Raw genomic sequence first — 26148 nt, 5'->3', positions numbered from 1 at the left:
ACCCCCTCGTTTCGTGGTCGCCCTTTTTGACCGCCTCGAGGGACACCTTGGGATACCCCTTACGGGAGAGAGAGAGCAATGAACTGCAAAACCACGAAGCTCCGTGACGCGATCTCGTTCGCGCTCGCGGCAGGCGCAGTGTCGGTGATCGGTACCGGCACGGCATTCGCGCAGCAAGCGCAGGGCGATGCCACGACGCTGGATCGCATCGAAGTCACCGGCACACGCATCCGCCAGGTCGATACCGAAACCGCGCAGCCCGTGTTCACGCTAAGCCGCGCAGATATCGAGAAGCAGGGCTTCCAGTCCGTGTCGGACATCCTGCAGAACATCTCGGCCATGGGCCCGCCGACCATCAGCCGCGCCTCGCCGCTGTCGGCCGGTGAAATCGCCGGCGGCACCTACATCAGCATGCGTAACCTTGGTGCGCAGCGCACCTTGGTGCTGGTGAACGGCAAGCGTCTGGGTATCTCGACCAGCGGCTACGCCGATGTGTCGACGATCCCCGCCGTCGCTGTCGAACGCATCGAAGTACTGAAGGATGGAGCCTCGTCGACCTATGGCTCCGACGCCATCGCAGGCGTGATCAACATCATCACGCGCTCCAACTATGAAGGCGCGGCTGCAAGCGCCTATTTCGGCCAGTACGGCGAAGGCGATGGCGAGATCACCAAGGGTGATTTCATCATGGGCTTCACCGGCGATCGCGGCTCGCTGACCGTGGCTGCCGAATGGGGAGAAGAGGATGTCGTCAAGGCGTCCGACCGTCCCTACAGCGCATTCCCGCGCTCGTCGTACCACCCGACCGATAACTGGACTACCGTCGGCCAGTACGGCGGCTGGGTGACCACCGCGACGACCGGCGTCCCCGGCGTTGCCACCGGCACCCGAGTGATCCTGCGTCCGGGTGGCGATCCGCGCAACCTTGCGGACTATGTGCCCCAGAATCAGGTCATCGGCACCTGCGTTGGCTCCACGCCGACCACCGGTTGCACCCCTGGCGTCACCGACGGCAAGAGCAACACGAACCAGCAGACTGACCTGCGCACCCCGGTGGAGCGTAAAAGCATCTACCTGGACGGCGTCTTCGATATTACCGACAGCGTGCGTTTCCGCACCAACCTGGCCTACAACAACCGCGTGACCGATCGCACGGTGGCCGGCTATCCGATGCAGGCAACTTCGTTCGCGACCTCGAACGGCGGCACCGGCGTACCGTTGTCGGCGGCCAGCTACTTCAACCCGACGGGCGCGACGATCAGCAACTGGTGGCGTCGCACTTGGGAAGCCCCGCGCGTATCCAGCAGCGACCTGACCACCTACCGCTTCACGGGTGCGTTCGAAGGCAGCTTCGAGTGGGCCGATCGCCTTTTCGATTGGGACGTGTCGTACCTGTATAACAATAACGACCTGCTGCAGACCAATACCGGCAATCTCAACCTGGCCAACACGGCGCGCGCACTGGGTCCGTCGTTCCTTGACTCGGCTACCGGCCAGGTCCGCTGCGGCACGACCGCTTCCCCCCTCAACGGCTGCGTGGCATGGAATCCGTTCCTGCCGTACGGCGTCGAAGGTCCGGGCGGCTTGACCAACAACAAGGCCCTGTACGACTACCTGTTCCAGGCCGAACACGCCACGGGTGAAACCGAGACGACCGTTTATGCCGCCAACTTGGCAGGCACGATTCTGGCTCTGCCGGCCGGCGACCTGGGCTTTGCAATCGGCGTTGAAACGCGCAAGGAAGAAGGCACCTTCGTGCCAGACGCGCTGGCAGTCACGGGCGGTTCGACCAACCTGTCTTCCGGCCCGACCGGCGGCAGCTACTCGGTCGATGAAATCTATTTGGAACTGCAGATTCCGATCTTGGCCGACCTGCCGGGCGCGCGCGAGCTGAGCCTGAACATTGCCAGCCGGTACTCGGACTACGACACCTTCGGCGAGACGACCAACAACAAGTTCGGTCTGAAGTGGAAGCCGATCGACTCGTTGCTGTTGCGTGCGACGTATGCCGATGGTTTCCGTGCTCCGACGATCGCCGACCTGTACGGCGGTGGCTCGCAGACGTTCTCGTTCTTCACCGATCCCTGCGATACCAACTTCGGCAGTTCGGCGAACAATGCGACCACCCGTGCGAATTGCGCGGCCGACCTTGGCGCACTGGCCAGCACTTTCCGCCAGCTGGGCCAGGGCCTGAACCCCGCTGGCTCGCCCAACACCCAGACGCCGGTGGCTTTCACGTCCGGCTCCAACCCGACGCTCACACCCGAACTGTCGGAATCGCAGACGATCGGTGCCGTGTGGAGCCCGAGTTTCATCGAGGGCCTCAACATTTCGCTGGACTGGTGGAAGGTTCGCATTGGCGACACGATCGTGGCTGACTCTCCGACACAGATCCTCAACGATTGCTACATCCAGGGCATCACCAGCCGTTGCTCGAACCAGCTGTTCACCCGCGATGCGGCACTGGGCTACATCAACTTCCTGTCGTTCGGCAGCCGCAACGCCGGCTTCCGCAAGGTGGAAGGTTTCGATTTCGATGTGACGTATCGCTGGACGACGGAAAACTTCGGCAACTTCAGCGTCTCGTCCAACAGCACGTACACGGCGAAGGATTACTTCGTCAGCACCAACGACCCGCGTTACGCCACGTCGGGCGTCGGTTTCACCAGCGCCTTCCGCATCCGCTCCAACCTGGGTGTGAACTGGCAGATGGGCGCGTGGGGTGTCAGCTGGACGGCGCGTTACTACTCGTCGATGAAGGAAGGCTGCACCTACTTCGTCCCCGGTTCGACCGAAGCCAACCTGGAATGCAACGAAATCGTCTATGCGCCGACTGGCGTGATCCTGCCGAACGGCGATCCGGCCAGCGCCATCTCGCGTCGTAACCGCGTCGGTTCCAACACGTTCAACGATGTGCAGGTCCGCTGGGATGCGCCGTGGAACGCGACCATCTCGGTCGGCGCCAACAACGTGTTCGAAAAGGTGGGCCCCGTGATGTACACCCAGCCGAGTGCGAACGTGTCGTACTACGGCAACTTTGACATCGGCCGCTTCGTGTACATGAAGTACACCCAGAAGTTCTGATCGATCATCTGATCGAAAGTACCACCGCGACACGACACGGCCCCGCAAGGGGCCGTGTTCATTTGGAAAGCGTGGCGGCAGCCTAAGTTGGGCGATCGTCGTGCGATCTGGACATGATGAAGGACAAACGCCCTTCCTTACAGAGAACAAAATTTGTATCCGGCTTTCGGACCTTTCGAGCCCAAGAGCCCCCAAATGGGGCTTTCTACAACCCCAGCACGAAGGAACTCCCTGTTCAGGTGCAAATCCCTGCCACTTTTCAACTTTGCCGCAGGTGTCCGGTCACTTTGCGGACTCCGGATCACTTAACAACACTTTAATTCTTGAAACGGCCCGACTATGATCGGCCTACCCCCGCCCTTTGGCGGCCACCTTTGGTCCGCCGGCCGGGTATCCCTAGGGCTCAGACAGACTCACTTGGAGAGAGAGAGCATGAAGTGCAAAACCAGCAAGCTTCGCGACGCGATTAGCCTCGCGCTCGTTGTAAGCGCATCCACCACGGGCGCCGCGTTCGCCCAGGAAGCCACCACCACCCTCGACAAGGTGGAAGTGACCGGTTCGCGCATCAAGCGCACCGACGTGGAAACCTCCCAGCCGGTGTTCAGCCTGACCCGTGAGGACATCCAGGCCCAAGGCCTGACGTCGATCGGCGACGTCATCCAGAATCTGACCTCCAACGGTACCGCGCTCAACACCACCTACAACAACGGCGGCAACGGCGAAACCCGTGTCAGCCTGCGTAACCTCGGTTCCAACCGCACCTTGGTTCTGGTGAACGGCCGTCGCTGGGTTGCCGGCACTGGCCTCGGCGGCGCAACCGACCTGAACACCATTCCGACCGCTGCGGTCGAGCGCATCGAAGTGCTGAAGGATGGCGCCTCCGCGATTTACGGTTCCGACGCCATCGCCGGCGTGGTCAACGTAATCCTGCGCACCGATTTCGACGGTGCCGAAGCCAATGCCTACTACGGCCAGTTCAGCCAGGGCGACGGCGCGAAAGAATCCTATGACATCACCATCGGCAGCAGCGGCGAGCGCTTCAGCGCCATGTTCGGCGCTGGCTACGTGAAGGAAAGCCCGGTCATGGCCGGTGATCGCGAGATCTCGGCGGTTCCCGTGTTCGGTACCGGCGTTGCGTTCGGCAGCAGCACCAGCCCCAACGGTCGCTTCGCACTGTGCTCCGGCACGTTCAGCCCGGGTACCTGCTCGGTCGGTGAGACCCGCCCCAACGGTACTGCTGGCCAGTTCGGCTATGACGAGGGCCAGACCCCGGCGCAGTGGCGTCCGTGGGGTGCCGGTGTCAACGACCTGTACAACTTCGCCCCGGACAACTATCTGGTGACGCCGCAGGAGCGCAAGTCGATCTTCGGTCAGGCGTCGTTCGACATCACCGACAATGTGCGTTTCACCGCCACCAGCACGTACAACAACCGCCGCTCCGAGCAGTTGCTGGCCGCCATGCCGATCGTGCTCGGTACCGGCCCGGGCGCCGGCGTGCAGGCCCGCACCATCTCGATCAGCCCGAACAGCATCTACAACCCGTTCGGCCAGACCGTGTCGCGCATCCAGCGTCGTGCGGTGGAGACCGGTGGCCGCAGCTTCAACCAGAACGTGGATACTTTCGGCTTCGTGGGTGCGCTGGAAGGCAACTTCGAATTCGCCGATCGCTACTTCTCGTGGGACGTGGGCTACAGCTACGGCCGCAACGACCAGAACGACACGACCAACGGCCTGTTCAACATCCTGGCCCTGCGCAATGCCCTGGGTCCGTCGTTCATTGATGGCGCAGGCGTCGCACGTTGCGGTACCACGGGCAGCGTGATCGAAGGCTGCGTGCCGCTGAACCTGCTGGGTGGCGTCGGCTCTATGACCCCCGAAATGCTGGCCTACTCGACCTTCGTCGCGCACGACGAGTACCAGTACACGATGAAGCAGTGGTTCGCCAACCTGTCTGGCGAAATCGTCGAGCTGCCGGGTGGCATGCTGGCCTTCGCCGCCGGTCTGGAACACCGCAGCGAGTCGGGTTACGACTCCCCGGATGCGCTGATCAATTCGGGCAACACCACCGGCAATGCGCGTACCGCCACGGCGGGCAGCTACAAGCTGGACGAAGCCTACCTGGAACTGTCGGCGCCGCTGCTGCGTGACGTGTTCCTGGCCCGCGAGCTTGAGCTGAGCCTGGCGACCCGTTATTCGGACTACGACACCTTCGGTGACACGCTGAACAGCAAGTTCGGCTTCAAGTGGAAGCCGATCGAAGACCTGTTGGTCCGCGGCAGCTGGGCGGAAGGTTTCCGCGCGCCGTCCATCGCCGAGTTGTACTCCGGTGTGGCCGACTCGTTCGCTTCCATCGCCGATCCCTGTTCTACCACCTTCGGTGGCACCTATGGCAGCCTGAACGCGGATCAGCGTGCACGTTGCCATGCGCAGGGCGTGCCGGTCGGCGGCTACGATCAGGGCAACTCCCAGATCCGCATCAGCGTCGGTGGTAACCCCAACCTGCTGCCGGAAACCTCGACCAGCAAGACGCTGGGCCTGGTATGGAGCCCGTCGTTCATCTCGGGCTTCGACGTATCGCTGGACTGGTGGAACATCACCATCGAGAACGGCATCATCACGCGCTCGGGCCAGTTCATCCTGGATTCGTGCATCGAAGACGGCAACCCGCTTGCCTGTTCGCTGTACACCCGTAGCGCCACTGGCGCCATCGACAATCTGCTGTCCTCCGGCCTGAACTCTGCCGAGATCGACGCAGAGGGCTACGACCTGACGCTGAACTATCGCCTGCCGGATACGCGCTTTGGCTCGTTCTCCTTCAGCTGGGACAACACGTACTACGCCAGCTACGAAGAAGACCGCAACGGCGACAACCTCGTTGGCGAATATTTCGACGGTAGCAACAACTGGCGTATCCGCTCCAACCTGCTGGCCCGCTGGGAAATGGGTGACTGGGGTGCAACCTACGCCGCCCGCTTCTACTCCCGCCAGGAAGAAACCTGCCCGTTCTACTACAACGACTACGGCTTCGGCTCGCTCTGCAGCGACGCTATCCTTGGCCCGGGCGAAGACGGTGGCGTCGACGTAGTGCAGGAAGGCTCGTTGAACAAGATCGGCGCGGCCACGTACCACGACATGAGCGTGTACTGGAAGGCTCCGTGGAATGCGAAGATCACGCTGGGCGTGAACAACGTGTTCGACAAGACCCCGCCGACCTCGTATGTGACGTTCGCCAACACGTTCGACCCGTCGTACGACATCAACGGTCGCTTCATCTACATGCAGTACAACCAGAAGTTCTGATCTGGTACTTCCGCAGCACCACTACGGCCCTTCGGGGCCGTAGTTTTTTCCGAGCTTCGACCTTGTGGATTCCGCCATGTCCGTGCAGATCGCTTCCATGTTCGCCGTACCCGTGGGCCAGAGCTGGATGCCCGATGCCGCCCCGCTCAACCACGAGCTGGAAGCCCTACTGCTTGCACGCGAGGCGGATCCGGAGCGCAACCGCAACACACACCCTTCGCTCAGGCAGCAGGAGGGCGTCTTCGAAAGCAACTTCGACCTGTTCGCCTCGCCGGAGCCGTGCATCCGCCGCCTGCGGGCGTTCTGCTGGTCGATGCTGGGAGAAGCCATCCAGCAGACCAACGGCTACTCGCCGGACGACCTGCGACGGCTCGAGATCTTCTCGCACACCTGGTTCCATGTGACCCGGCAGGGTGGCTTTACGATCCTGCACACGCACCCGATGGCATCGTGGTCGGGCGTCTATTGCGTCAGTCCTGGGGACCCGGTGGCCGGGAAACCCGAGTCAGGCGTACTGCGCTTCCATAATCCACACGGCTACAGCAACACGTTCATGGATCCCGGCAACGCACACTTCAAGCCGCCGCACCACCACGGCAGCTGGTCGTTCGCACTGGAGGCAGGGCAACTGGTGCTGTTCCCGTCGTGGCTGCAGCATGAAGTGCTGCCGTACTACGGGCAGTCGCCTCGCATCACGGTGGCGTTCAACTGCTGGTTCGGCACCAAGCCGGCCGGCTGATCAGGAATAGAACGAAGACAGACCAGCCCGGAGAGGCGCGAGCCGAGCCTCGTAATTGCGCCAGACCATGCCACGGTCACGGCGGATGCCCTCTCGGGCCAGCGCAGCACTGGCGGTGGCCACGCGTCCGCTGCTCCGCGACACATCGGCGATCGACGACTGATACGCCAGGCCACAGTATTCCGCGACGTGCTGGCCCACCACTTCCGGGGCGGCGACCAGGTCGTCGTAGCTCACCTGCAGAATGCGTCCCGGCAATACGTCCAGCCAGTGCTGCATCAGGCGGCGATACTGCAGATAGAAGTGCGCCAGTTCGGACTGGTCGTAGGAGTACGTCGCGACGCCGGCGAACAGGGTACGCAGATTGGAGAAGCACGTATCCATGGGATCGCGCACCAGGTTGATGATCTTCGCCTGCGGCAGCGCTTTGGCGATCAGGCCGATATTCCAGAAGTTCATCGGCAGTTTTTCGGTGAAGAAGGGTTTGCCCCTGCTCAGCCAGTCCGCCGATTTCGCATAGCCGCGCGCAATGCCGTCGATGTCCATCCCGCGCACTCTGGCCAGCACCGCGGCATCGAAATGGTTGGCGTAGTGACGGTCGGCCGCCAGGTGAACCTGCGCATCGAAGGCACCGGTTTCACCTGCATCGGCGACGTTGGAATGCCCGGACAGCATGCGCTCCAGCAGCGTGGTACCCGATCGGTGCATGCCAAGGATGAAGATCGGAACGGCAGCCTGCTCGACCTGCGAGGCGCCACGCAGGAACTCGGCATCGAAGGTGGCGATGGCCTGGTCCACCAGCGCCTCGTCCTCATCGGGCGCGTATGACACGTGGGTCCGCTTCACGCGACAGCCGCGCTCCAGCGCTGACCACGCACCCACGTGGTCGCCGATGTCGTGCAACTCCTTGTGCAGGCCATAGCTCAGGTAGGCCTCGCCTTCTTTCCCGGGCGTCGCCTCGGACAGCTGCTTGCGCAGGCGATCGATATGGTTGGACTCCGGTGTCTGCGTCCGCACGCTGGCAAGCATCCAGGCGTTCTGGTACAGACGTGGATCCGCCTTCAACGATTGTTCGTAACGCAGTTCCGCCAGTTCAGGCTCACCCGAGAACAGGTGCAGGTTGCCGCGCACATAAAGTGCAGCCGCGGAATTGGGATCGCGCTCGACGGCACGATCTGCGAGCTTTACCGCAGCCTCGTGTGCACCGATGGAGCTCAGCATCACTACAGCACGGGCCAGGACGTGCACCGGTGCGGTCTCGGCGAAACGGCTGTCGGCCAGGCAGCGTTCGAGCGCCGCGAACTCGTTGAAATACCGCAGGCGTTGGGCAAGGCCGTAGGTGATGCCGGGATGGGGCGGCGTGATGCCACTGGCGCGCATCAATGCCGCGTGCGCCAGCACGTGCTTGCCCTGCCGGGAATGCAGCGTGGACAGGCCGATCAGCGAAGGGAGGTGTCGCGGGTCCAGCGCCAGTGCGTCGAGGTAAGCCGCTTCTGCCGCCGACCATTGCTGACGGTCTGCGGCGGCCTCACCCTGCATCCAGCGCGCGTCTGCGCTTCTCGTCCCCGTCATGCCGTGCCTCGCCTTCTTTAGTGGGTCTTGTGCGACCGCATCCCGCGCTATGTCGATCGCGGCCGAGGCGGTTTGCCTGCTAGTGTAAGCGGTGCACTGCATCGGCACGGCTACGCCCGCATGGCGGGACGGTGGATCGGGCGCAGTCTGAGGCCGCCGAGCCGCCGATGACCCAGCCGTCAGAAGCCGATCGAGAGTGCTTGCGCTGGTAATGCCGGCAGCACGTGCCGCTCCGCCCAGTGCAGGGCCTGCGAAACCTCCTGTGCATAGGTCGTGCGAAGCAGGCGATGCTCCTGATCACGCACGCGGATATCGTAAGGTCGTGTACTTGCCTTGGAATGGGTCGCTGCCAGACGTCGCGTCTGGGTTCGCAGCGCCTCGTCCGGCAGCGGCAATTGCAGGAACGTCGAAGTCGCCACGGCGGCCTCCTCGATGTCATGGCGGATGATCGTCCAATCGAGTAGGCGCACGCGCTCGCCGACCTCCTCCCTGAGAGCCGCCACCACATCTCGCTGCGCCGCCCACTGGAGAGCGGCAGCAGCCAATACCGAGGGTGGGTTCAGCGCTTCCGGAGACAACCGCTGCGCCAGCGTGCCGGCCCGCAATGCCCGCGCAGCCAGGACCGGTACGTTGGCCAGCGTGTCAGAGGTCTTCTTGAGGTGTGACACAACGAAGTCCTCCAGGCCTGAGGTCAGCACGATGCCCCTCGACTCCGGATGGGCCGCCATGGCAGGACGCGCGATGTTCAGCACGGCATGGGTCGGCTTCACTATCACGTGTCCATCCGGGTGCCATGGACGGGCCAGCAACTCGGTAATCGGACGCAGCCACAAAGCCACATCCAGACCCGCATCCGCCGCGTCCCCCAGCCGGCGCAGCACCAGCGGCTCGCGCAGGGCCACGCTGTAGGGCGTCAGGTGCAATAGTCGCGCAAGCAGCGTCGAGCCGCAGAACGAGGTGTGCCATAGCCAAGCCGGCGCGTTTGGGGATCGAGGCAGGTCGGCCACCGGAGCGAGCGGCGTAAGCGCCTGCGGTCGGCCTTCAGCTGGCATCCTGGGGTCCAGGAACACGCTCGCCTGGATCAACGCCTCATCGCAGCGCAGCCACTGCATGCGATTACCCGTCAGGTCGACGTCGAACGGAAACCAGGTCGCGTCCGAAGGATCAACCGGTGCCAACGGCCCGGTCAGGTAAGAAGTGGAGGACGCAGTCATGGGAACGGTGCGGAACGAGGAGATCGACATCCTAGCGGAAGCACCGGAGGCCACCGCTTGCACGATCCGGTTTGCGACGCACGCGACGTCGCCGTAACACGCGGGCTTTACTCCACCCGTACTTCCGCACTGCCCGAGAACGTCTCCAGATTGACCCGGCCGCTGCCGCCGCCGTACGTGGTGGAGAAGCTCGCACCGGGGCCGCGGCGCTTCTCGATGGTCACGCCGGTGGCCTTGAGGCTGCCGCTGAAGCTCTCGCCGCTGACCTGCGCGGAGACGTCCTTCGGCAGGCGCAGCAGCAGGTTGCCGCTGACGGACTCCATGCGGATCTCCCCCGCGGGGGCCAGGGCGGTGCTCACTTCGGCGCGGCCGCTGACGGTGGTGGCACTGAGGTCGCGGATGCGTTCGCCATTGACGTTGACCTCGATGCGACCGGAGACCGTCTCCGCATCGATGTCGCCATTCAAGCGCCCGCGCAGCACGATGGACCCGCTGACCGTGCTGACGTCCACGTCCTCGCTGTTGAGGGTCAGGTTGGCGTTGCCGCTCACCGTCTCCACATCCGCCTTGCGCGGCGCGGCAGCCGCGACGACGCTGCCGCTGACGCTGCTGATCGACAGTTCGCTGGACGCCACGCCGGTGACATGCACGTCGGCGGCGATGGATTCGATGTCCAGGTCCGCGCGCACCGGCACCATCACCACCAGCTCGGTGGGGCCGGTCTTGCCGCCACCCCAGCCGCCACTCCTGGGGTAGCGCACCTCGATGTCGAGCTGTTCGCGTGAGCCTCCAATCTCCAGGCGTTCCACGCCCTGGCCCAGCGTGCCCGTGATCTGCACTTCATTGCGGTCCCAGCCGCGCACTTCGATGCGGCCTTTGACATTGCTGATGTCGACGCGACCGCGCGCATCGAGCGGCCGGGTCTCGTTGATGGCGGTCTGGGCCAGGGCGGACGGCGCCAGCAGGGCGGTGGCCAGCAGCAGGGAGACGGAATACGTGCGCATGGGGAACTCCTCAGGTCATGACCGCGCGCTGGGTCAAAGCCAGGCGTCGGGCGTAGGTGCGGCGCAGCTGTTCCAGCAGGAAGCGCGCCTGGGGATCGGTGGCGATGGCGTGGCGGATCTCGGCCGCGCTCTGGTCCAGCGCATGCAGCGCCGGCGCGTAGTCGGGCGACGCCTTGGCCTGCGCATCCATCTGCGCGAGGGCGCCGCTGTAATCGCGCGTCATCGCCGCGGCTTCGCGCTGGATCAGGGCATCGCCCTCGGGGGTGCGCTGCAGCTGCCAGGTCATCGTGACCGCCAGCAGCACCGAGGCTGCCAGCGCGAACGGAGCGACGCGGCGGCGCGACGCGGGCGCGGCGACAGGCGTCTGCGGTGCGGCGGCGAGCGCGGCGGCGATATCCGGCCACAGGTCGCGCGAAGGCGGCGCATCCTGGCGCAGGGCGCGCAACTGCCAGCGCAGCGCGTCGTCGGACAACGGGGTGGGATCGTGGGAGGTCATGCGTGTGCTCCTAGACGCTCGCGCAGCAGGTGCCGCGCGCGGTGCAGCTGGGCCTTCGAACTGCCGACCGCCATGCCCAGCTCGGCGGCGATCTCTTCATGCTTCCATCCTTCGATGTCGTACAGCACCAGCACGGCGCGGGCGCGGGGCGGCAACGTGGCGACCGCGCGCTCCAGATCCATCGACAGGGCGGTGCCCTGCCCCGCACTGTCGGCCAGGCCCAACCCGTCCAGCGCGTCCTCGTCATCGTCGAAGCGCGGGCCTGTACGGCGGCTGCGCAGTTCCATCAGCGCGGTGTTCACCGCCAACCGGTGCAGCCAGGTGCCGAAGGCGCTCTCGAAGCGGAACGCCGGCAGTGCCTGCCAGGCCCGCACGAACGCCTCCTGCGTCAGGTCCTCCGCCCGCACACCATGCTGACCCACCAGCCGCTGGATGACGCCATGGATACGGCCGGCATGGCGCCGGTACAGCGCCTCGAAGGCCCGCATGTCCCCCGTGGACGCCGAGCGTGCCAGGGTAGTGTCCTGGGCGGCAGCGTCCTCGGGCGTGAGGCAGTCGGCGAACGGGTCGATCACGGCATTCAGCATACTGACTAGGATGCGGGGAGGGGCACAGGGGTTTAGAGGCGCCGGACTTTTTTTCTGGGTATGGATCCATTCCGCAGCGCGGACGCGAGCTGTGCACGGACAGAACCCCTCTCCCGCCGGGGGAGGGGTTGGGGTGAGGGTCGGCGAAGTCCACCGATCCTGCACATACGAGCACTCACCACATCCGCAAGCCGCTTCTTGCAGAGAACGCGATGGCCGCGGAACGCCACTCCGTTGGCCCGCTCCCCAACCCCTCTCCCGAAGGGAGAGGGGCTCGCAGCGCTCTCACCGCCCAAGAAAAAGCCCCGCCGCATCCGGGGTGGACGCGGCGGGGCTTGCGCAGGAAAGGGATGCGCGAGGCGGGGAATCAGTGCGTCAGGCGGGCGGCGATGCGTTGCTGTTCGTCCTTCAGCGCCTGCGGGGTGCGGGCGCCGAATTCCTGCAGGTACTCGCCGATGCTGGCGAACTCGGCCTGCCAGCCGGCGCGGTCGAAGCCGAACAGCAGCTCATGCGCTTCGTCGCTGAGCGCCACGCCGTCCAGGTTGAGGTCCTCGGCGCGCGGCAGGTGGCCGATCGGCGTCTCCACCGCATCGGCCTTGCCCTCGACGCGCCGGATCATCCACTCCAGCACGCGCAGGTTCTCGCCGAAGCCGGGCCACAGGAATTTCCCGTCGCTGCCCTTTCGGAACCAGTTCACGTGGAAAATCTTGGGCAGCTTCGCGCCCGCCTGGTCGAACGACAGCCAGTGCGCGAAGTAGTCGGCGAAGTTGTAGCCACAGAAGGGCTTCATCGCCATCGGGTCGCGACGCATCACGCCGACTGCACCGGTGGCGGCGGCGGTGGTTTCCGACCCCATCGCCGCGCCCACCAGCACGCCGTGCGTCCAGTCGCGCGCTTCGAACACCAGCGGCACCAGCGAGGCGCGACGGCCGCCGAAGACGATGGCGCTGATCGGCACGCCCTGCGGGTCTTCCGCGCGCGGCGAGTAGCTGGGGCACTGCCTGGCCGACACGGTGAAGCGCGAGTTCGGATGCGCAGCCGGGCCGTTGGCGACGTCGTACGGACGGCCCTGCCAGTCCAGCGACGGCGTGCGCGTGTCCAGGCCTTCCCACCAAGGTTCCTGCTCGTCGGTGACGGCGACGTTGGTGAAGATGGTGTGGTGGCTGATGGTGGCCAGCGCGTTGGGATTGGAACTGTCCGAGGTGCCCGGCGCCACGCCGAAGAAGCCGGCTTCCGGATTGATCGCGTACAGGCGGCCGTCGGCGCCGGGTCGCATCCAGCAGATGTCGTCGCCGACGGTCCACACCTTCCAGCCGGCCTGGCGATAGCCTTCCGGCGGGATCAGCATGGCCAGGTTGGTCTTGCCGCAGGCGGACGGGAACGCGGCGGCGATGTAGTGCGTCTCGCCCTGCGGGTTCTCGATGCCGACGATCAGCATGTGCTCGGCCAGCCAGCCTTCATTGCGCGCCTGGTGCGAGGCGATGCGCAGCGCATGGCACTTCTTGCCCAGCAGCGCGTTGCCGCCGTAGCCCGAGCCGAAGCTCTTGATGGTCAGCTCGTCGGGGAAATGCATGATGAAGCGGCGGTCGGGGTCCAGCTCGCCGGTGGAGTGCAGGCCGCGTACGAACGTGCCTTCGCGCTCGATGCGTGCGAGGGCCGGCGCGCCCATGCGGGTCATGAGGCGCATGTTCGCCACCACGTACGGCGAATCGGTGATCTCCACGCCGCAGCGCGAGAGAGGTGAATCGATCGGGCCCATGCAGTAGGGAATGACGTACAGGGTGCGCCCGCGCATGCAGCCGGCGAACAGCGCGTCCATCTTGGCGTGCGCCTCGGCCGGGGCCATCCAGTGATTGTTGGGACCGGCGTCTTCCTGCTGCGGCGTGCAGACGAAGGTCAGGTGCTCCACGCGCGCCACGTCGCTCGGGCTCGAGCGGTGCAGCCAGCTGTGCGGGTGGGTTTCCGGGTTCAGCGGCAGCAGCGTGCCGTCGGCCAGCATCTGCCTGGTCAGCAGCGCGTTTTCGGCATCGCTGCCGTCGCACCAGTGGATCTGGTCGGGCTGGGTGAGCGCGGCGACCTCCGCAACCCAGGCATTCAACGCGTCCAGCGAACTGCCCGGAAAATCGTTGCGTTTGAAAACATCGACCGCTGCGTTCATGCCCCGCCCTCGAAAAGTGAGACCAAAATGATACCAATGTCTTGTCCTTCAGACGAGGAGAACGTCGACAGGCGGTCAGCCCGCTTGGCAAGGGCGGTGGATTCGGGTGATTCCGTCCAACTGCAGAGCGAGAGGCTCGACGCACGAGGCTCGACGGCCCGCCGCCGGCGCTGGGGCGCCTCCGGATGGGGATCGGAGGGTCCGTCCACGGGATCTGGAGGCCGGACGCGGGGGCTCGGAGCCCCATCGATGGGGCTCGGACTGTCATGGACGGGGCATGCCATGCCATCGATGGCGTTCCGAAGGCCATCGATGGAGCAGAAAGGGACATCGATCGGGCCTGGAAGGCCATCGCTCGGGCGCCAAGGCCCATCCATGGAGCTCCGAATGCCAGCTCGACGGGGCTCGGAAGGCGATCGATGGGGCTCGGAAGGCGATCGATGGGGCTCGGAGCACCATCGATGGAGCAAAAAGGCGCATCGATGGTGTTAGGAACCTGATCGATCGGGCTCCACGTGCCATCCCGGTGGGGCCCGGAGGTCGATCGATGGAGCTCAGAGCGCCGTCGATGGAGCAAAAAGGCCATCCCTGGCATTTCCAGCCCGATCGATGGGGCTCCGGGCTCGAACCGTGCCAGGCCCTATGCCCCGCGCGAGCGCCGGTAAGGATTGAACAGCTGCAGCAGCCACGGCTTCTGCGCCAGCACCAGGCTGACGCCCACGCGATCTTCCGCCGGCAGCGTGGCGTCGCGGGCCAGCAGCGCATCGAACTCGCGCGCCACTTCCTCCAGCCGTTGCCGCAGCTGCTTGATGCCGTCGACGCTGAGGCTGCCGCTGAGCAGCAGCAGTGCATCCTGTTCGCCATCGAACGGATCGGCGAAGTAGTCCGTCAGCAAGGTGTGGCGGAAGTAGCGTTCCATCGGGCCGTCCGCGCGCCAGCGGAAGTTGCGCGCGGTCAGCGCACGGCCGCGGTTGCCGGGCATGAGCTCGATGATGCCGAGACGATCCAGCTTCACCAGCAGGCCGGTCCATTGCGCCGGGGTGAAGCCGAAATGCCCCATCACATCGTCCTGCCGCCAGCGGTTGAGGGTCAGGAACAGCGCCAGCAGCAGCGTGGGTTCGTCGACCAGCGCCTGCTCCTGCGCCTCGCTCAGCAGCGCCATCGCCTTGCGCCCGCGCGAGGCTTCCGCACTGAGTTCGGCCAAGCCCACATCGAGTACCTCGCAGATCTGTTCCAGGCGCTGCAGGCTCATCGCGCGCCGCGAGAACATGCGCTTCACCGCCGCTTCGCTCATGCGGATGCGCGCGGCGAGTTCGCGGTAGGTCAGGTTCTGCGCGCGCAGGCAGCGCTTCAATGCATCGATCAGGTCGACCGAGACGGCCATCGGTAGCGGATTCCTATACCGGTTGATGCGCCGGAGCTTACCTCGTCGATGCGGGTTGAACAGCGCCGAGGGCCACGCCCAAGGTGCGGCGACGCCGGAGACCCCTGCCATGACCCGCATGATCACCCGTTCGCTGACCCTCGCCCTGACCGCCGCCCTGTCAGGCGGCCTGGCCCTCCCGATCCAGGCCGCACCCCAGTCCGACGGCGCCAGCCGGCTGTCGCAGGCCAGCCTGGAAGCCTCCATCGAAGTGCCCGTCGCGGTGATCCACGCGCTGGGCCACGGCGCCTCGGCAGTGGTCACCGGCGTGGCGGTGGTGGCCGGCAGCGTGGCGGTGACGGTGTCTGTCGCGGCGGCGGGCGTGGTGGCCGGCGCCTCGTTCGTGGTCTACCTGAGCGCGGAGGCGATCAAGCGTCTCGGCATCGCGGTGGGCACGGCGATCAGCGTCGCGGTGGTGTCGACCGGCTGGATCCTCAGTGCGGCCGGCGAGGCGTTGTGCTTCATCGCCAACGACGCCGCGCGCCCGCATATCCACAGCCATCGCTACGGCGGCTGAGCGCGATGCACGCGCTCGCGGTGCTGTGTCTCGTCATCGCCCTCGCGCTGCCAGGGACGGCACGCGCGGGCGATGCCTGCAAGCAGATGGAGATGCCACCGTACAAGGTGGCGGAGGCGGCGCGCACGGCGCTGCTGGCCGCGCAGCAGCTGGACGAAGTGGACGCGCCGGTCGCGCTGCTCGCGCGCGTCGGCACCGACCTGTCGAAACAGCGACTGGTCTACAGCCATGCCGGCTTCGCGGTGCGCGACCATGCGCACGGACGCTGGACCGTGGTGCACCTGCTCAACGAATGCGGCAGCGACCGCTCGGGCCTGTATGCGCAGGGGCTGGTGAACTTCTTCGCCGACGACCTGGTGAACCAGGACCTGCGCATCGTGTGGTTCGAACCGGACGTCGCCGACCGCCTGGCCACCCGGCTGCAGCAGATGCCGCGCCACAGCCTGCACCACCCGCGCTACAACCTGATCGCCCGCCCCGGCAGCGAGGATTACCAGAACTCCACCGCGTGGATCGTCGAGGTGATGGCCGCCGCGCTGGCCGACCGCGGCATCTACGACCGCCGCAGCGCGTATGCCTTCGCCCGCGGCGACGGCTTCGTGCCGGACACCGTGCATATCGCGTATTCCAAGCGCGTATTGGGCGGACTGTTTTCCGCCAACACCGACTTCACCGATCACTCCGTCGGTACGCGGCTGTCCGGCGACTATCCCGTCGTCACCGTCCGCTCGATCTTCCAGTGGCTGGAGCGCAGCGGGTATGTGCGCGAGCAGCGGGAGTGGCGGAGCGGTGTGCGGCAGCGGGCGATGGGGCCGGCGTGAAGCGCATCGTGGAGTGGCCTTGGCCCACCTTCAATCAGTCACGCCACAGCATACGGCACGCTCAGCACACGCGTTTCGGCAAACAGCAGATGGTTAGCAAGGGAGCCCCCAATGATGATTCGATTTGCCGCTCTACTGGCTACGATCCTTCTCGCCGGCTGCGGCTTCGTCAGCTTCGAAGATGTCAGCGGTGATCCGAAGTACTCGACGTATGTGGGAACCGAGTACCGGACGACATCGGACATGACCGTCTACCGGGTCAGCATGGACCGCAACTATGGTCCATCGCCTAGTATCTACAAGATCGTGCAGCCCCCCGGATTCGATGGACGGGAGGTGATCTCCAGAACCCATTTCCCGGAGGGATCCACGCTGAAGGTGCTGACGATCCAGCGCTGCAAGGACTGCTATCTGGATACCGAACCGAGAGTCCATGTAACGGTCCGTATCACCTCGACCTCCCAATTCGACGATCTGGAAGTACAGGCCAGTCTTGGCCTGCTGTCCTCGCACATGCAGGCCATCGACGAACCCGTTGCAGCCAACTGACGCTTGGATCAGCATGGCCCGCCATTCATATGGCAGCCTCATGCGGTGGGCCAAGGCCCACCCTGATCAGGTCGGGATCAGCGTCGAGATGACGTGTTCGAGGTAGGTCTCGAATTCTTCCGAGGTCATACGCGGCTGCTGCAACTGCAGCGACAGCTGCAGGAAGCCCACGTAGGCCGCATAGGCCAGACGTGCACGGTGGGTGGCGTCGGTGCGCTGCAGGCCCGCCTGGCGGAACATCGCCACCAGGTAATCGAGGCGACGCTGGGAGATGCGGTCGATCACCGGCTGCACGGCGGGATGATCCAGCGCCTTCAGCAGCTCGCTGTAGATGATGTGCGGTTTGACTTCGTGGCCGACCAGTTGGAACAGCGCACGCAGGCGTTCGCGAGGATCGGCGACCTTCTCCAGGCTGCCGAAGATGTTCTCCTGCTCCCCGACCTCCCAGCGCTCCAGCGCCGCTTGCAGCAGGGCGTCGCGGGACGGGAAATGCCAGTAGAAGCTGCCCTTGGTGACGCCCAGCCTGCGCGCCAGCGGTTCCACCGCCACCGCCGACACCCCCTGCTCGGCGATCAGGTCGAGGGCCGCCTGGGCCCAGTCGTCCGCGCTCAGGCGGGCGTTGCGGGTAGGCGTACTGGCGGGTGTTTCCGGGCTGGGTGTGCTCATGGTCCGCATTTAACCATACGCCGAGGTGTGTAGCGGTATGTATGCTGCATCGCACAACAAATAAAGACAAATCAATCGGTTGCATGTGAAACACGAATGGCAAACCGATTGACTGCTCTAAATGCGACAACCCATACTAGCCCGTATGGTGACACCCGCCTCTTCTGCTTTCACAACCCCTTCCAGCGTCGTCGACGCGGGATCGGAGCGCGCGCTGAAGGGACAGGGGGATGTTGCGCTGGCGATCCGCCGCTTCCCTTCGCCGCGCACGTTGCAGGGACACCCCGCACTTGTCTATGCGCATGGCTTCGGCCAGACAGGCGGCGCGTGGAACCGCACCGGTGAACAGATGGCCGCCCAAGGCTACAGCGGCCTTGCCTACGACGCACGCGGCCATGGCGCGTCGGATCGCAACGCACCAGACCTGCCTTACACCGGCGACCAGTTCGCCGACGACCTGATCGTCGTGGCCGGCGAGCAGGCCGAGCCGCCTGTGCTGGTCGGCGCCTCGATGGGCGGGCTGTTCGGCCTGATCGCCGAATCGCGCTGGCCCGGCCTGTTCCGCGCGATGGTGCTGGTCGACATCACCCCGCGCTGGGAGCCCGCTGGCCTGCAGCGCATCCTCGCCTTCATGACCGCGTTCCCGGACGGCTTCGACTCGCTCGACCACGCCGCCGACACCATCGCCGCCTACCAGCCGCAGCGCCGCACGCGCAAATCCGCCGACGACCTGCGCGAGCTGCTGCGCGAAGGCACCGACGGGCGCTGGCGCTGGCACTGGGATCCGCGCCTCGTGGACGAACTGGCGCGCGACAGCGCCCAGCACCAGGACGCCATCGCCGAGGCCGCGCGCCAGGTGCAGTGCCCGGTGCTGCTGATCAGCGGTGGCCGCAGCGACCTGGTCTCCGAGAAGACCGTCGAAGAGTTCAAGACGCTGGTGCCGCATGCGCGCCACGTGCACCTTCCGCAGGCCACGCACATGGTGGCCGGCGACGACAACGACGCCTTTACCGCCACCGTGCTGGAATACCTGGCAAGCCTGTCGGCTGCGCCGGGTAGTGCCGAATCCGATGTAACCGAATCCGTGTCCGGAGCAACAACGCCATGAGCATCGTCATCCCCTTCCTCGCCTTCCTGCTGGCGGGCGCGTTCGCCGCCTACCACCGGATCCGGCTCGCCTACTGGGCGGCGATCACCGCCAGCCTGCTGGTCGCGTGCTGGCTGCTGGGCGCCAATCCCACCGCCACCGTCGTCGCGGCGCTGGTTGTGGTGGCGGTCGCCGTGCCGCTGCTGATCCCGGCGATCCGCAAGCCGCTGATCACCGCGCCGGCGCTGGGCTTCCTGCGCCGCGCACTGCCGCCGCTGTCGCAGACCGAGCGCATCGCGCTGGAAACCGGCTCGGTCGGGTTCGAAGGCGACCTGTTCACCGGCGACCCGGACTGGAACAAGCTGCTGGCGTATCCCAAGCCGCAGCTCACCGCGGAAGAACAGGCGTTCCTCGACGGTCCGGTCGAGGAGCTGTGCCGGATGACCAACGACTGGGAAATCACCCACATCCACGCCGACCTGCCGCCGGAGCTGTGGGACTTCATCAAGAAGAACAAGTTCTTCGGCATGATCATCCCGAAGCAGTACGGCGGCCTGGGCTTCTCCGCGCTGGCGCACCACAAGGTGATCCAGAAGATCGCCTCGGTCAGCAGCGTGGTCAGCTCCACCGTCGGCGTGCCCAACTCGCTGGGCCCGGGTGAACTGCTCAACCACTACGGCACGCAGGAACAGAAGGACTACTACCTGCCGCGCCTGGCGATCGGCCAGGAAGTGCCCTGCTTCGGCCTGACCGGTCCGTTCGCCGGTTCCGATGCGACGTCGATCCCCGACTACGGCATCGTCTGCAAGGGCGAGTGGAACGGCGCCAACGTGCTCGGCATCCGCCTGACCTTCGACAAGCGCTACATCACGCTGGCGCCGGTCGCCACGATCATCGGCCTGGCGTTCCGCATGTACGACCCGGACGGCCTGATCGGCGACACGCGCGACATCGGCATCACCCTGGCGCTGCTGCCGCGCGATACCGAAGGCGTCGACGTCGGTCGCCGCCACTTCCCGCTCAACTCGCCGTTCCAGAACGGCCCGATCCACGGCAAGGACGTGTTCATTCCGCTCAGCCAGCTGATCGGTGGCGTGGAGATGGCCGGCAAGGGCTGGAACATGCTCAACGAATGCCTCGCCGTCGGCCGCTCGATCACCCTGCCCTCCACCGCCAGCGGCGGCGCGAAGGCCGGCGCGCGCGTCACCGGTGCGTATGCGCGCATCCGCAAGCAGTTCGGCCTGTCGGTCGGCCGCTTCGAGGGCGTGGAAGAAGCACTGGCCCGCATCGGCGGCAAGGCCTATGCGATCAGTGCGCTGTCGCAGGCCACCGCGGCAGCCGTGGACCGTGGCGATGTGCCGTCGGTGCCGTCGGCGATCGCCAAGTACCACTGCACCAACATGGGCCGCGACGTCGCCAAGGACGTGATGGACATCGTCGGCGGCAAGGGCATCATCCTGGGCCCGCGCAACTTCGCCGGCCGCGCGTGGCAGGCCTCGCCGATCGCCATCACGGTGGAAGGCGCGAACATCATGACGCGCAGCCTGCTGATCTTCGGCCAGGGTTCGATCCTGTGCCATCCGTACATCATCAAGGAAATGCGCGCGGCGCAGGATCCGGACACCAGGGCGGGCATCCACCAGCTGGACGCGGTGCTGTACCCGCACATCGGCGGCGCGATCTCCAACGCGGTGCGCTCGTTCTGGTTCGGCATCACCGGTTCGAAGATCGGCGCCGCGCCGGGCGATGCGTATACGAAGAAATTCTTCCGCAAGCTCGACCGTTACGCCGCCAACCTGGCGCTGTTGACCGACATCTCGCTCGGCGCGCTGGGCGGCAAGCTGAAGTTCAAGGAATCGCTGTCCGGCCGCCTGGGCGACGTGCTCAGCCACCTGTACATGATGAGTGCGGTGCTGAAACGCCACCACGACGAAGGCGCGCCGGAAGCCGACAAGCCGCTGCTGGCGTGGGCCTTCCACAACAGCGCGTACGAGATCGAACTGGCGCTGTCGCAGGCGTTGCGCAACTTCCCGATCAAGCCGCTGGGCTGGCTGCTGTGGCCGGTGGTGTTCCCGTGGGGTCGTCGTGCCGTGGCGCCAGGCGACCGCCTGAGCCATCGCGTCGCCATGCTGCTGATGGCGCCGAACGAGGCGCGCGATCGCCTGGGTCAGGGCGTGTTCCTGACCCCGTGCGAGAACAACCCGGGCGGCCGCATCGACAGCTACCTGGCCGCGGCCGTGGCGGCCGAGCCGGTCGAGCGCAAGTTCCTGAAGGCGCTGAAGACCAAGGACATCGAGGCGCTGGACTACAGCGCGCAGCTGGACGAAGGCGTGCGCGAGGGCTGGATCACCGCCGACGAGCGCAAGCAGCTGGAAGACCTGCGCGCGATCACGCTGGACACGATCACCGTGGACGACTTCGACACCCACGAACTGCGCGCCGCCAGCTTCTACGACCTGCCGCAGCACAAGCGCCATCCGCGCGAAGCGGCCTGAGGACGCGATTCGCCCCCTCCCCCGCTTGCGGGGGAGGGCTGGGGTGGGGGCGGCCGAAGCCACCATTCCATGCGTGTCGCAACACCATCCAGAAACTGCCGCGGCGCGCAGTAATCCGGCTTCACCGCCTCCGGTTGCCCCCATCCCAACCTTCCCCCGCAAGCGGGGGAAGGAGCCGATACGGAAGGTTCGAATGAGCGCGAACGTCCTTGAGATATACCGCAGCCTGAGCCGCAAACCCTTTGGTCACTGGCTGTTCTCGCGGCTGATCTGTTTCAAGGCGCCCTACTTCGGCAGCATCGGCCCGCGCATGGTGCGGCTGGAGCCCGGCCGCGGCGAGGCGATGATCAAGCATCGCCGCTCGGTCACCAATCACCTGGGCACCGTGCACGCGATCGCGCTGTGCAACCTGGCCGAGTTCGTTGGCGGCCTGACCACCGACGTCAGCATCCCGCGCTCGATGCGCTGGATTCCGAAGGGCATGACGGTCGAGTACCTGAAGAAGGCGGTCGGCACCATGCACGCGGTCGCCACGCCGGCGTTCGAGCCGCGCGAATCGGCCGAGGGCTACGACCTGCCGATGGACGTGGTGGTCAGCAACGCGCAGGGCGAGCCGGTGTTCCGCGCCCGCATCGGCATGTGGGTGTCGCCGAAGCCGCCGCGCACCGGGCGCTGAGTTTGTCGAGACAGGTGTGGGAGCGACGTAAGTCGCGATTGCGCCGTCAAGGCGCATGGCCCCACCTCTATGCAGACCGATGCCGTGCGATCGCGACTTACGTCGCTCCCACGTCAGCCCCGACGTCACTCAGCAAAGCCACACCGCCGCCAACGCAGCTATCGCCGGCAGGCCTTGCACGTAGAAGATGCGCTTGTTGACGCTCCACGCGCCGTACAGCGCCGCGACGATCACGCAGAGCAGGAAGAAGACGACGACGTTCCACTGTGCGGTGAACAGGCCCCATAGCAGGCCGGCGGCGAGGAAGCCGTTGTAGAGCCCCTGGTTGGCGGCCAGCACGCGGGTGGTCTCGGCCTTCTCCGGCGTGTTGCGGAACGTCTTCAGGCCCAGCGGCCTGGTCCACAGGAACATCTCCAGCACCAGGAAGTAGGCGTGCAATGCCGCCACTACCACGACCAGTACCGCCGCAATCACGTCCATCCACGTCTCCCGTCAGGTGGCGGGCAGCATAGCGGCAACGCGCGGATACGTCAGGCGTGCGTCTCGCCCGGTGGCGTCGCACGCTCGGGCGGCAGCTTGGCTTCTTCGCGCAACAGTCGCCACGCACTGAAGGTCATGGCGCTGGCGACCAGCAGGCCGGCGCCGAACACCGCGTTCGAGCCGAAGGCGGACAGCAGCTTGTGCAGCCAGACGAAGCTCAGGTCGCCGCCGCGATAGACCACCGTGTCGATGGCGGCACCGGCCTTGTAGCGCCATTCGCGGCCGACGCGGGTGTAGATGGTCTCGCGCGCGGGCTTCGCCAGCGAGAACTCACTGGCACGCGTGACCACCTGCACGATGGCCACCATCATGGGCAACGGTGACGCGGACAGGATGGAAAATCCGATGATGATCGCGCAGCCGGGAATCAGCAGCGCTGGCGCAATGCCGAAACGGGACAGCAGTACGCGGGTCAGCAGGAGCTGCACCACCAGGGTCAGCGAATTGACCGCCAGGTCCAGCGTGGCGAAGTAATCGGCGCGGGCCTCGGCCGACGTGAACATGGTGCGCGCGATGGCATTCTGCTCGTTGTAGAGCAACGTGCCTACGCCCACGCCCATCACGACCATGACGGCGAGCCAGCGCAGCAGCGGCTCGCGTACGATCAGCTTCAGCCCTGCCAGCACCTCGCCCCCCATCGGGACCTCGCCACTGGCTTGGCGCCGCTCCGCTTCGCGTGCTACGGCCCAGGTACGCAACCGGAAAATGCACATCACGCACACCGAGAACAGGAACGCCGACACCAGCATCATGTTGGGGATGCCCACGCGCACCACCAGCGCCTTGGTCAGTGCGGGCCCCAGGAACGCGCCCATCGTGCCGGCGGCGCCGATGTAGCCGTAGTAGCGCTTCGCTTCGGCATTGGTGAACACGTCCGCCATGAAGCTCCAGAACACGGCGACGGCGAACAGGTTGAACACCGTGATCCACAGGATGAATGCCAGGCCGCGCCCTGCGATGCCGCTGTCGAACATGGCGTAGAACGCCAGCAGCGTGGCGATGAAGAACCCGTAGATCACCGGCAGGAAAACCCGGCGCGGAAAACGGCTCACCAGCCAGCCGTACACCGGCTGCAGTACCAGCATGATCAGGAACACGGCGCTGAAGATGAACTGCAGCGTGAACTCGCCCAGCGCGATTTCCCGGTTGGAGAAGAACGCAATCAGGGCGGGCGGGAACACGGCTTCGATATCGCTGGACGCTGCCATCGCTTCGCGCACCGGACGCAGCACGTAGTAGCCGCTCAGCAGGCAGAAGAAATAGACGAAGGACCACAGCAGCGGGGGAGACTCCGTCATCGCCGCGCGGAGGCGGCCGAACCGGGTGGTCGCTGGGGAAGACGGGTCCATGGGGCGCGGCCTGCGATCGCATCGTCGGGGCGCGGGCAAGCCCGCCTGTGGCGCGCAAGGTATCCGATGCACTGCAACATCGCCAGCGTTTTCCCGCCTGGCGCGCGACCGGAAACCCGAGCCGGCAATCCTGTCCGGACGGCACTCACCAGGGCCCGAGCATTTGCTCTATCCCCCGCCGCTAGGTTCGGTCGACTTCGGAACAGGGCAGCATGTGTACGACTACATCATCGTGGGCGCCGGTTCGGCCGGCTGCGTGCTGGCCCACCGCCTGAGCGAAGACCCTGCCTGCCGCGTACTGCTGCTGGAAGCCGGCCCACGCGACTGGCATCCCTTCATCCACATGCCCGCCGGCCTGGCCAAGCTGGTCGGCCAGAAGGGCGTCAACTGGAACTACGACACCGCGCCCGAGCCGCAGCTCGACAATCGTCGCCTGTGGTGGCCGCGCGGCAAGGTGCTGGGTGGCTCCAGTTCGATCAATGCGATGTGCTACATCCGCGGCGTGCCACAGGACTACGACGACTGGGCAAACGCCGGTGCCGACGGCTGGGACTGGGCCAGCACGCTGCCCTACTTCCGCCGCGCCGAGCGCAACACGCGTGGCGCCGACGCGTTGCACGGCGGCGACGGCCCGCTGTACGTGTCCGACCTGCGCTACACGAACCCGCTGTCGGCCGCCTTCATCGAGGCCGGCGTGCAGGCTGGCTTCGCGCGCAATGGCGACTTCAATGGTCCGACGCAGGCCGGCTTCGGCCTGTACCAGGTCACCCAGAAGGAGGGCGCGCGCTGCTCGTCGGCGGTCGCCTACCTCGACCCCGCGCGCAACCGCCAGAACCTGGACGTCGTCACCGGCGCACTGGTCCGCCGCGTGTTGCTGGAGAAGGGGCGCGCGGTCGGCGTGGCCTATGCGCGCGGCGGCCACGAGGTGATCGCGCGCTGCACCGGCGAAGTGCTGCTGAGCGGCGGCGCGATAAATTCGCCGCAGCTGCTGATGCTGTCCGGCATCGGCCCCCCGGAGCATCTCGAACAGACCGGCATCAGCGTGCGGCATGCGCTGCCGGGCGTCGGCGGCAACCTGCAGGACCATCTCGACATCTGTACCCTGCAGCACAGCACCCAGCGCGTCACCTATGACCGCACCAGCGAGCTGAAGACCGCGTTCGACTACTTCCTGCGCGGGCACAGCGGCCCGGGCAGCAGCAACATCGCCGAGGCCGGCGCCTTCGTGCGTTCGCCGCTGGCACCGGACGACCGGCCCGACATCCAGATGCACTTCGTACCGGCCATGCTCGACGACCACGGCCGCCACCGCCTGCCCGGCGATGGCTACACCCTGCATGCCTGCTTCCTGCGTCCGCGCAGCCGCGGCCGCATCCTGCTCGCCAGCGCGGATCCACGCGCCGATGCGCGCATCGAGGCCAACTACCTGAGCGATCAGGACGGCTTCGACCTGAAGATGATGGTCGAGTGCGCGAGGCTGTCGCGCGAAGTGTTCGCCCAGCCGGCGTTCGACGCCTACCGCGGTGCACCGATCCATCCCGCGCGCAGCGATCTCTCGGATGCGGAACTCGTCGCCTTCATCCGCGCCAAGGCGGAGACCGTCTACCACCCGGTCGGCACCTGCCGGATCGGCGATGACGAAGCGGCGGTGGTCGATCCGCAACTTCGCGTGCGTGGCGTGGACGGTCTGCGGGTGATCGACGCCTCGGTGATGCCGTCGCTGATCGGCGGCAACACCAATGCGCCCACGATCATGATCGCCGAGCGCGCCTCGGACCTGATCCGCCGCATGCCACCGCTGTCCGGCGGCGACCTGCACGTCAAGGCCACGACGCCCGCCCTCGCCACCGCGGACTGACGCTGCAGCAAAC

At 66.0% G+C, this 26148-nt stretch carries 20 protein-coding genes; 10 read left to right on the top strand and 10 right to left on the bottom strand.

Annotated elements, in window-relative coordinates; translation table 11 throughout:
* The first annotated feature begins 78 nt into the window (after positions 1-78).
* From ACGHX3_RS04160 to ACGHX3_RS04150, 3 genes are all read left to right on the top strand, one after another.
* Positions 79-3084: a TonB-dependent receptor plug domain-containing protein gene (locus ACGHX3_RS04160; protein WP_394696497.1), complete on the top strand. Its 3006-nt coding sequence runs from the start codon at positions 79-81 to the stop codon at positions 3082-3084.
* Positions 3085-3516: 432 nt separating this feature from the next.
* Positions 3517-6384 carry a TonB-dependent receptor gene (locus ACGHX3_RS04155; RefSeq protein ID WP_394696496.1) on the top strand — a complete coding sequence of 956 codons (2868 nt, stop codon included), beginning with the start codon at positions 3517-3519 and terminating at the stop codon, positions 6382-6384.
* A 76-nt stretch (positions 6385-6460) separates the two neighbouring features.
* Complete coding sequence (locus tag ACGHX3_RS04150; protein WP_394696495.1) at positions 6461-7123, top strand: TIGR02466 family protein; 663 nt, start codon at positions 6461-6463, stop codon at positions 7121-7123.
* Here the strand turns inward: ACGHX3_RS04150 and ACGHX3_RS04145 are convergent, their stop codons facing one another.
* From ACGHX3_RS04145 to ACGHX3_RS04115, 7 genes are all read right to left on the bottom strand, one after another.
* Positions 7124-8695 carry a tetratricopeptide repeat-containing sulfotransferase family protein gene (locus tag ACGHX3_RS04145; protein ID WP_394696494.1) on the bottom strand — a complete coding sequence of 524 codons (1572 nt, stop codon included), beginning with the start codon at positions 8693-8695 and terminating at the stop codon, positions 7124-7126.
* A gap of 179 nt (positions 8696-8874) precedes the next feature.
* Positions 8875-9939 (bottom strand): hypothetical protein, encoded by a 1065-nt coding sequence (locus ACGHX3_RS04140; RefSeq protein WP_394696493.1) that lies wholly within the window; start codon positions 9937-9939, stop codon positions 8875-8877.
* A 77-nt stretch (positions 9940-10016) separates the two neighbouring features.
* A complete protein-coding gene (locus tag ACGHX3_RS04135) occupies positions 10017-10913 on the bottom strand; it encodes a DUF4097 family beta strand repeat-containing protein (protein ID WP_394696492.1) in 897 nt (298 codons plus the stop codon).
* A gap of 10 nt (positions 10914-10923) precedes the next feature.
* On the bottom strand, positions 10924-11409 hold the full coding sequence (locus ACGHX3_RS04130) for a hypothetical protein (protein WP_394696491.1): 486 nt from the start codon (positions 11407-11409) through the stop codon (positions 10924-10926).
* On the bottom strand, positions 11406-11996 hold the full coding sequence (locus ACGHX3_RS04125) for an RNA polymerase sigma factor (RefSeq protein ID WP_162339099.1): 591 nt from the start codon (positions 11994-11996) through the stop codon (positions 11406-11408). The genes ACGHX3_RS04130 and ACGHX3_RS04125 overlap by 4 nt, the downstream gene beginning before the upstream one ends.
* A gap of 367 nt (positions 11997-12363) precedes the next feature.
* Positions 12364-14154 (bottom strand): phosphoenolpyruvate carboxykinase (GTP), encoded by a 1791-nt coding sequence (locus ACGHX3_RS04120; protein ID WP_394696490.1) that lies wholly within the window; start codon positions 14152-14154, stop codon positions 12364-12366.
* A gap of 640 nt (positions 14155-14794) precedes the next feature.
* Positions 14795-15538, bottom strand: coding sequence for a helix-turn-helix transcriptional regulator (locus ACGHX3_RS04115; protein ID WP_162339101.1), 744 nt, complete (start codon positions 15536-15538; stop codon positions 14795-14797).
* A gap of 109 nt (positions 15539-15647) precedes the next feature.
* On the opposite strand from ACGHX3_RS04115, the gene ACGHX3_RS04110 reads away from it, so the two are divergent.
* The 3 genes from ACGHX3_RS04110 (at position 15648) to ACGHX3_RS04100 (ending at position 17464) form a co-directional block, all read left to right on the top strand.
* Positions 15648-16094, top strand: coding sequence for a hypothetical protein (locus tag ACGHX3_RS04110; protein WP_394696489.1), 447 nt, complete (start codon positions 15648-15650; stop codon positions 16092-16094).
* A 5-nt stretch (positions 16095-16099) separates the two neighbouring features.
* Positions 16100-16915, top strand: coding sequence for a DUF2145 domain-containing protein (locus tag ACGHX3_RS04105; protein WP_394696488.1), 816 nt, complete (start codon positions 16100-16102; stop codon positions 16913-16915).
* 111 nt (positions 16916-17026) lie between these two features.
* Positions 17027-17464, top strand: a complete 438-nt coding sequence (locus ACGHX3_RS04100; protein ID WP_394696487.1) for a hypothetical protein — start codon at positions 17027-17029, stop codon at positions 17462-17464.
* Positions 17465-17530: 66 nt separating this feature from the next.
* Here ACGHX3_RS04100 and ACGHX3_RS04095 read toward each other — a convergent pair whose 3' ends face one another.
* Positions 17531-18130: a TetR/AcrR family transcriptional regulator gene (locus ACGHX3_RS04095; RefSeq protein ID WP_225589231.1), complete on the bottom strand. Its 600-nt coding sequence runs from the start codon at positions 18128-18130 to the stop codon at positions 17531-17533.
* Positions 18131-18275: 145 nt separating this feature from the next.
* Between ACGHX3_RS04095 and ACGHX3_RS04090 the strand changes: the two genes are divergently transcribed.
* The 3 genes from ACGHX3_RS04090 to ACGHX3_RS04080 all read left to right on the top strand — a co-directional run bounded on the left by ACGHX3_RS04090 (position 18276) and on the right by ACGHX3_RS04080 (position 22388).
* Positions 18276-19238 carry an alpha/beta fold hydrolase gene (locus ACGHX3_RS04090; protein WP_394696486.1) on the top strand — a complete coding sequence of 321 codons (963 nt, stop codon included), beginning with the start codon at positions 18276-18278 and terminating at the stop codon, positions 19236-19238.
* Complete coding sequence (locus ACGHX3_RS04085; RefSeq protein ID WP_394696485.1) at positions 19235-21712, top strand: acyl-CoA dehydrogenase; 2478 nt, start codon at positions 19235-19237, stop codon at positions 21710-21712. Before ACGHX3_RS04090 ends, ACGHX3_RS04085 begins: the two co-directional genes overlap by 4 nt.
* 193 nt (positions 21713-21905) lie before the next feature.
* A complete protein-coding gene (locus ACGHX3_RS04080; protein WP_394696484.1) occupies positions 21906-22388 on the top strand; it encodes a hotdog fold domain-containing protein in 483 nt (160 codons plus the stop codon).
* Positions 22389-22517: 129 nt separating this feature from the next.
* On the opposite strand, the gene ACGHX3_RS04075 is transcribed toward ACGHX3_RS04080, so the two are convergent.
* Positions 22518-22868, bottom strand: a complete 351-nt coding sequence (locus tag ACGHX3_RS04075; RefSeq protein ID WP_394696483.1) for a DUF1304 domain-containing protein — start codon at positions 22866-22868, stop codon at positions 22518-22520.
* A 50-nt stretch (positions 22869-22918) separates the two neighbouring features.
* Positions 22919-24277, bottom strand: a complete 1359-nt coding sequence (locus ACGHX3_RS04070; RefSeq protein WP_394696482.1) for an NTP/NDP exchange transporter — start codon at positions 24275-24277, stop codon at positions 22919-22921.
* Between the two features lie 214 nt (positions 24278-24491).
* Here ACGHX3_RS04070 and ACGHX3_RS04065 point away from each other — a divergent pair, with 214 nt between their 5' ends.
* Positions 24492-26135: a GMC family oxidoreductase gene (locus tag ACGHX3_RS04065; RefSeq protein ID WP_394696481.1), complete on the top strand. Its 1644-nt coding sequence runs from the start codon at positions 24492-24494 to the stop codon at positions 26133-26135.
* The last annotated feature ends 13 nt before the right edge of the window (positions 26136-26148 follow it).

This window comes from Pseudoxanthomonas japonensis (assembly GCF_043632995.1).
Lineage (GTDB): Bacteria > Pseudomonadota > Gammaproteobacteria > Xanthomonadales > Xanthomonadaceae > Pseudoxanthomonas_A > Pseudoxanthomonas_A japonensis.
This window is presented reverse-complemented; position numbering and strand designations above follow the sequence as displayed.

What these genes read in the sequence shown, in the direction of transcription:
- ACGHX3_RS04160 (WP_394696497.1), top strand. Translation starts at nt 79, where the DNA reads ATGAACTGCAAAACCACGAAGCTCCGTGACGCGATCTCGTTCGCGCTC.
- ACGHX3_RS04155 (WP_394696496.1), top strand. Translation starts at nt 3,517, where the DNA reads ATGAAGTGCAAAACCAGCAAGCTTCGCGACGCGATTAGCCTCGCGCTC.
- ACGHX3_RS04150 (WP_394696495.1), top strand. Translation starts at nt 6,461, where the DNA reads ATGTCCGTGCAGATCGCTTCCATGTTCGCCGTACCCGTGGGCCAGAGC.
- ACGHX3_RS04145 (WP_394696494.1), bottom strand. Translation starts at nt 8,695, where the DNA reads ATGACGGGGACGAGAAGCGCAGACGCGCGCTGGATGCAGGGTGAGGCC.
- ACGHX3_RS04140 (WP_394696493.1), bottom strand. Translation starts at nt 9,939, where the DNA reads ATGTCGATCTCCTCGTTCCGCACCGTTCCCATGACTGCGTCCTCCACT.
- ACGHX3_RS04135 (WP_394696492.1), bottom strand. Translation starts at nt 10,913, where the DNA reads ATGCGCACGTATTCCGTCTCCCTGCTGCTGGCCACCGCCCTGCTGGCG.
- ACGHX3_RS04130 (WP_394696491.1), bottom strand. Translation starts at nt 11,409, where the DNA reads ATGACCTCCCACGATCCCACCCCGTTGTCCGACGACGCGCTGCGCTGG.
- ACGHX3_RS04125 (WP_162339099.1), bottom strand. Translation starts at nt 11,996, where the DNA reads ATGCTGAATGCCGTGATCGACCCGTTCGCCGACTGCCTCACGCCCGAG.
- ACGHX3_RS04120 (WP_394696490.1), bottom strand. Translation starts at nt 14,154, where the DNA reads ATGAACGCAGCGGTCGATGTTTTCAAACGCAACGATTTTCCGGGCAGT.
- ACGHX3_RS04115 (WP_162339101.1), bottom strand. Translation starts at nt 15,538, where the DNA reads ATGGCCGTCTCGGTCGACCTGATCGATGCATTGAAGCGCTGCCTGCGC.
- ACGHX3_RS04110 (WP_394696489.1), top strand. Translation starts at nt 15,648, where the DNA reads ATGACCCGCATGATCACCCGTTCGCTGACCCTCGCCCTGACCGCCGCC.
- ACGHX3_RS04105 (WP_394696488.1), top strand. Translation starts at nt 16,100, where the DNA reads ATGCACGCGCTCGCGGTGCTGTGTCTCGTCATCGCCCTCGCGCTGCCA.
- ACGHX3_RS04100 (WP_394696487.1), top strand. Translation starts at nt 17,027, where the DNA reads ATGATGATTCGATTTGCCGCTCTACTGGCTACGATCCTTCTCGCCGGC.
- ACGHX3_RS04095 (WP_225589231.1), bottom strand. Translation starts at nt 18,130, where the DNA reads ATGAGCACACCCAGCCCGGAAACACCCGCCAGTACGCCTACCCGCAAC.
- ACGHX3_RS04090 (WP_394696486.1), top strand. Translation starts at nt 18,276, where the DNA reads ATGGTGACACCCGCCTCTTCTGCTTTCACAACCCCTTCCAGCGTCGTC.
- ACGHX3_RS04085 (WP_394696485.1), top strand. Translation starts at nt 19,235, where the DNA reads ATGAGCATCGTCATCCCCTTCCTCGCCTTCCTGCTGGCGGGCGCGTTC.
- ACGHX3_RS04080 (WP_394696484.1), top strand. Translation starts at nt 21,906, where the DNA reads ATGAGCGCGAACGTCCTTGAGATATACCGCAGCCTGAGCCGCAAACCC.
- ACGHX3_RS04075 (WP_394696483.1), bottom strand. Translation starts at nt 22,868, where the DNA reads ATGGACGTGATTGCGGCGGTACTGGTCGTGGTAGTGGCGGCATTGCAC.
- ACGHX3_RS04070 (WP_394696482.1), bottom strand. Translation starts at nt 24,277, where the DNA reads ATGGACCCGTCTTCCCCAGCGACCACCCGGTTCGGCCGCCTCCGCGCG.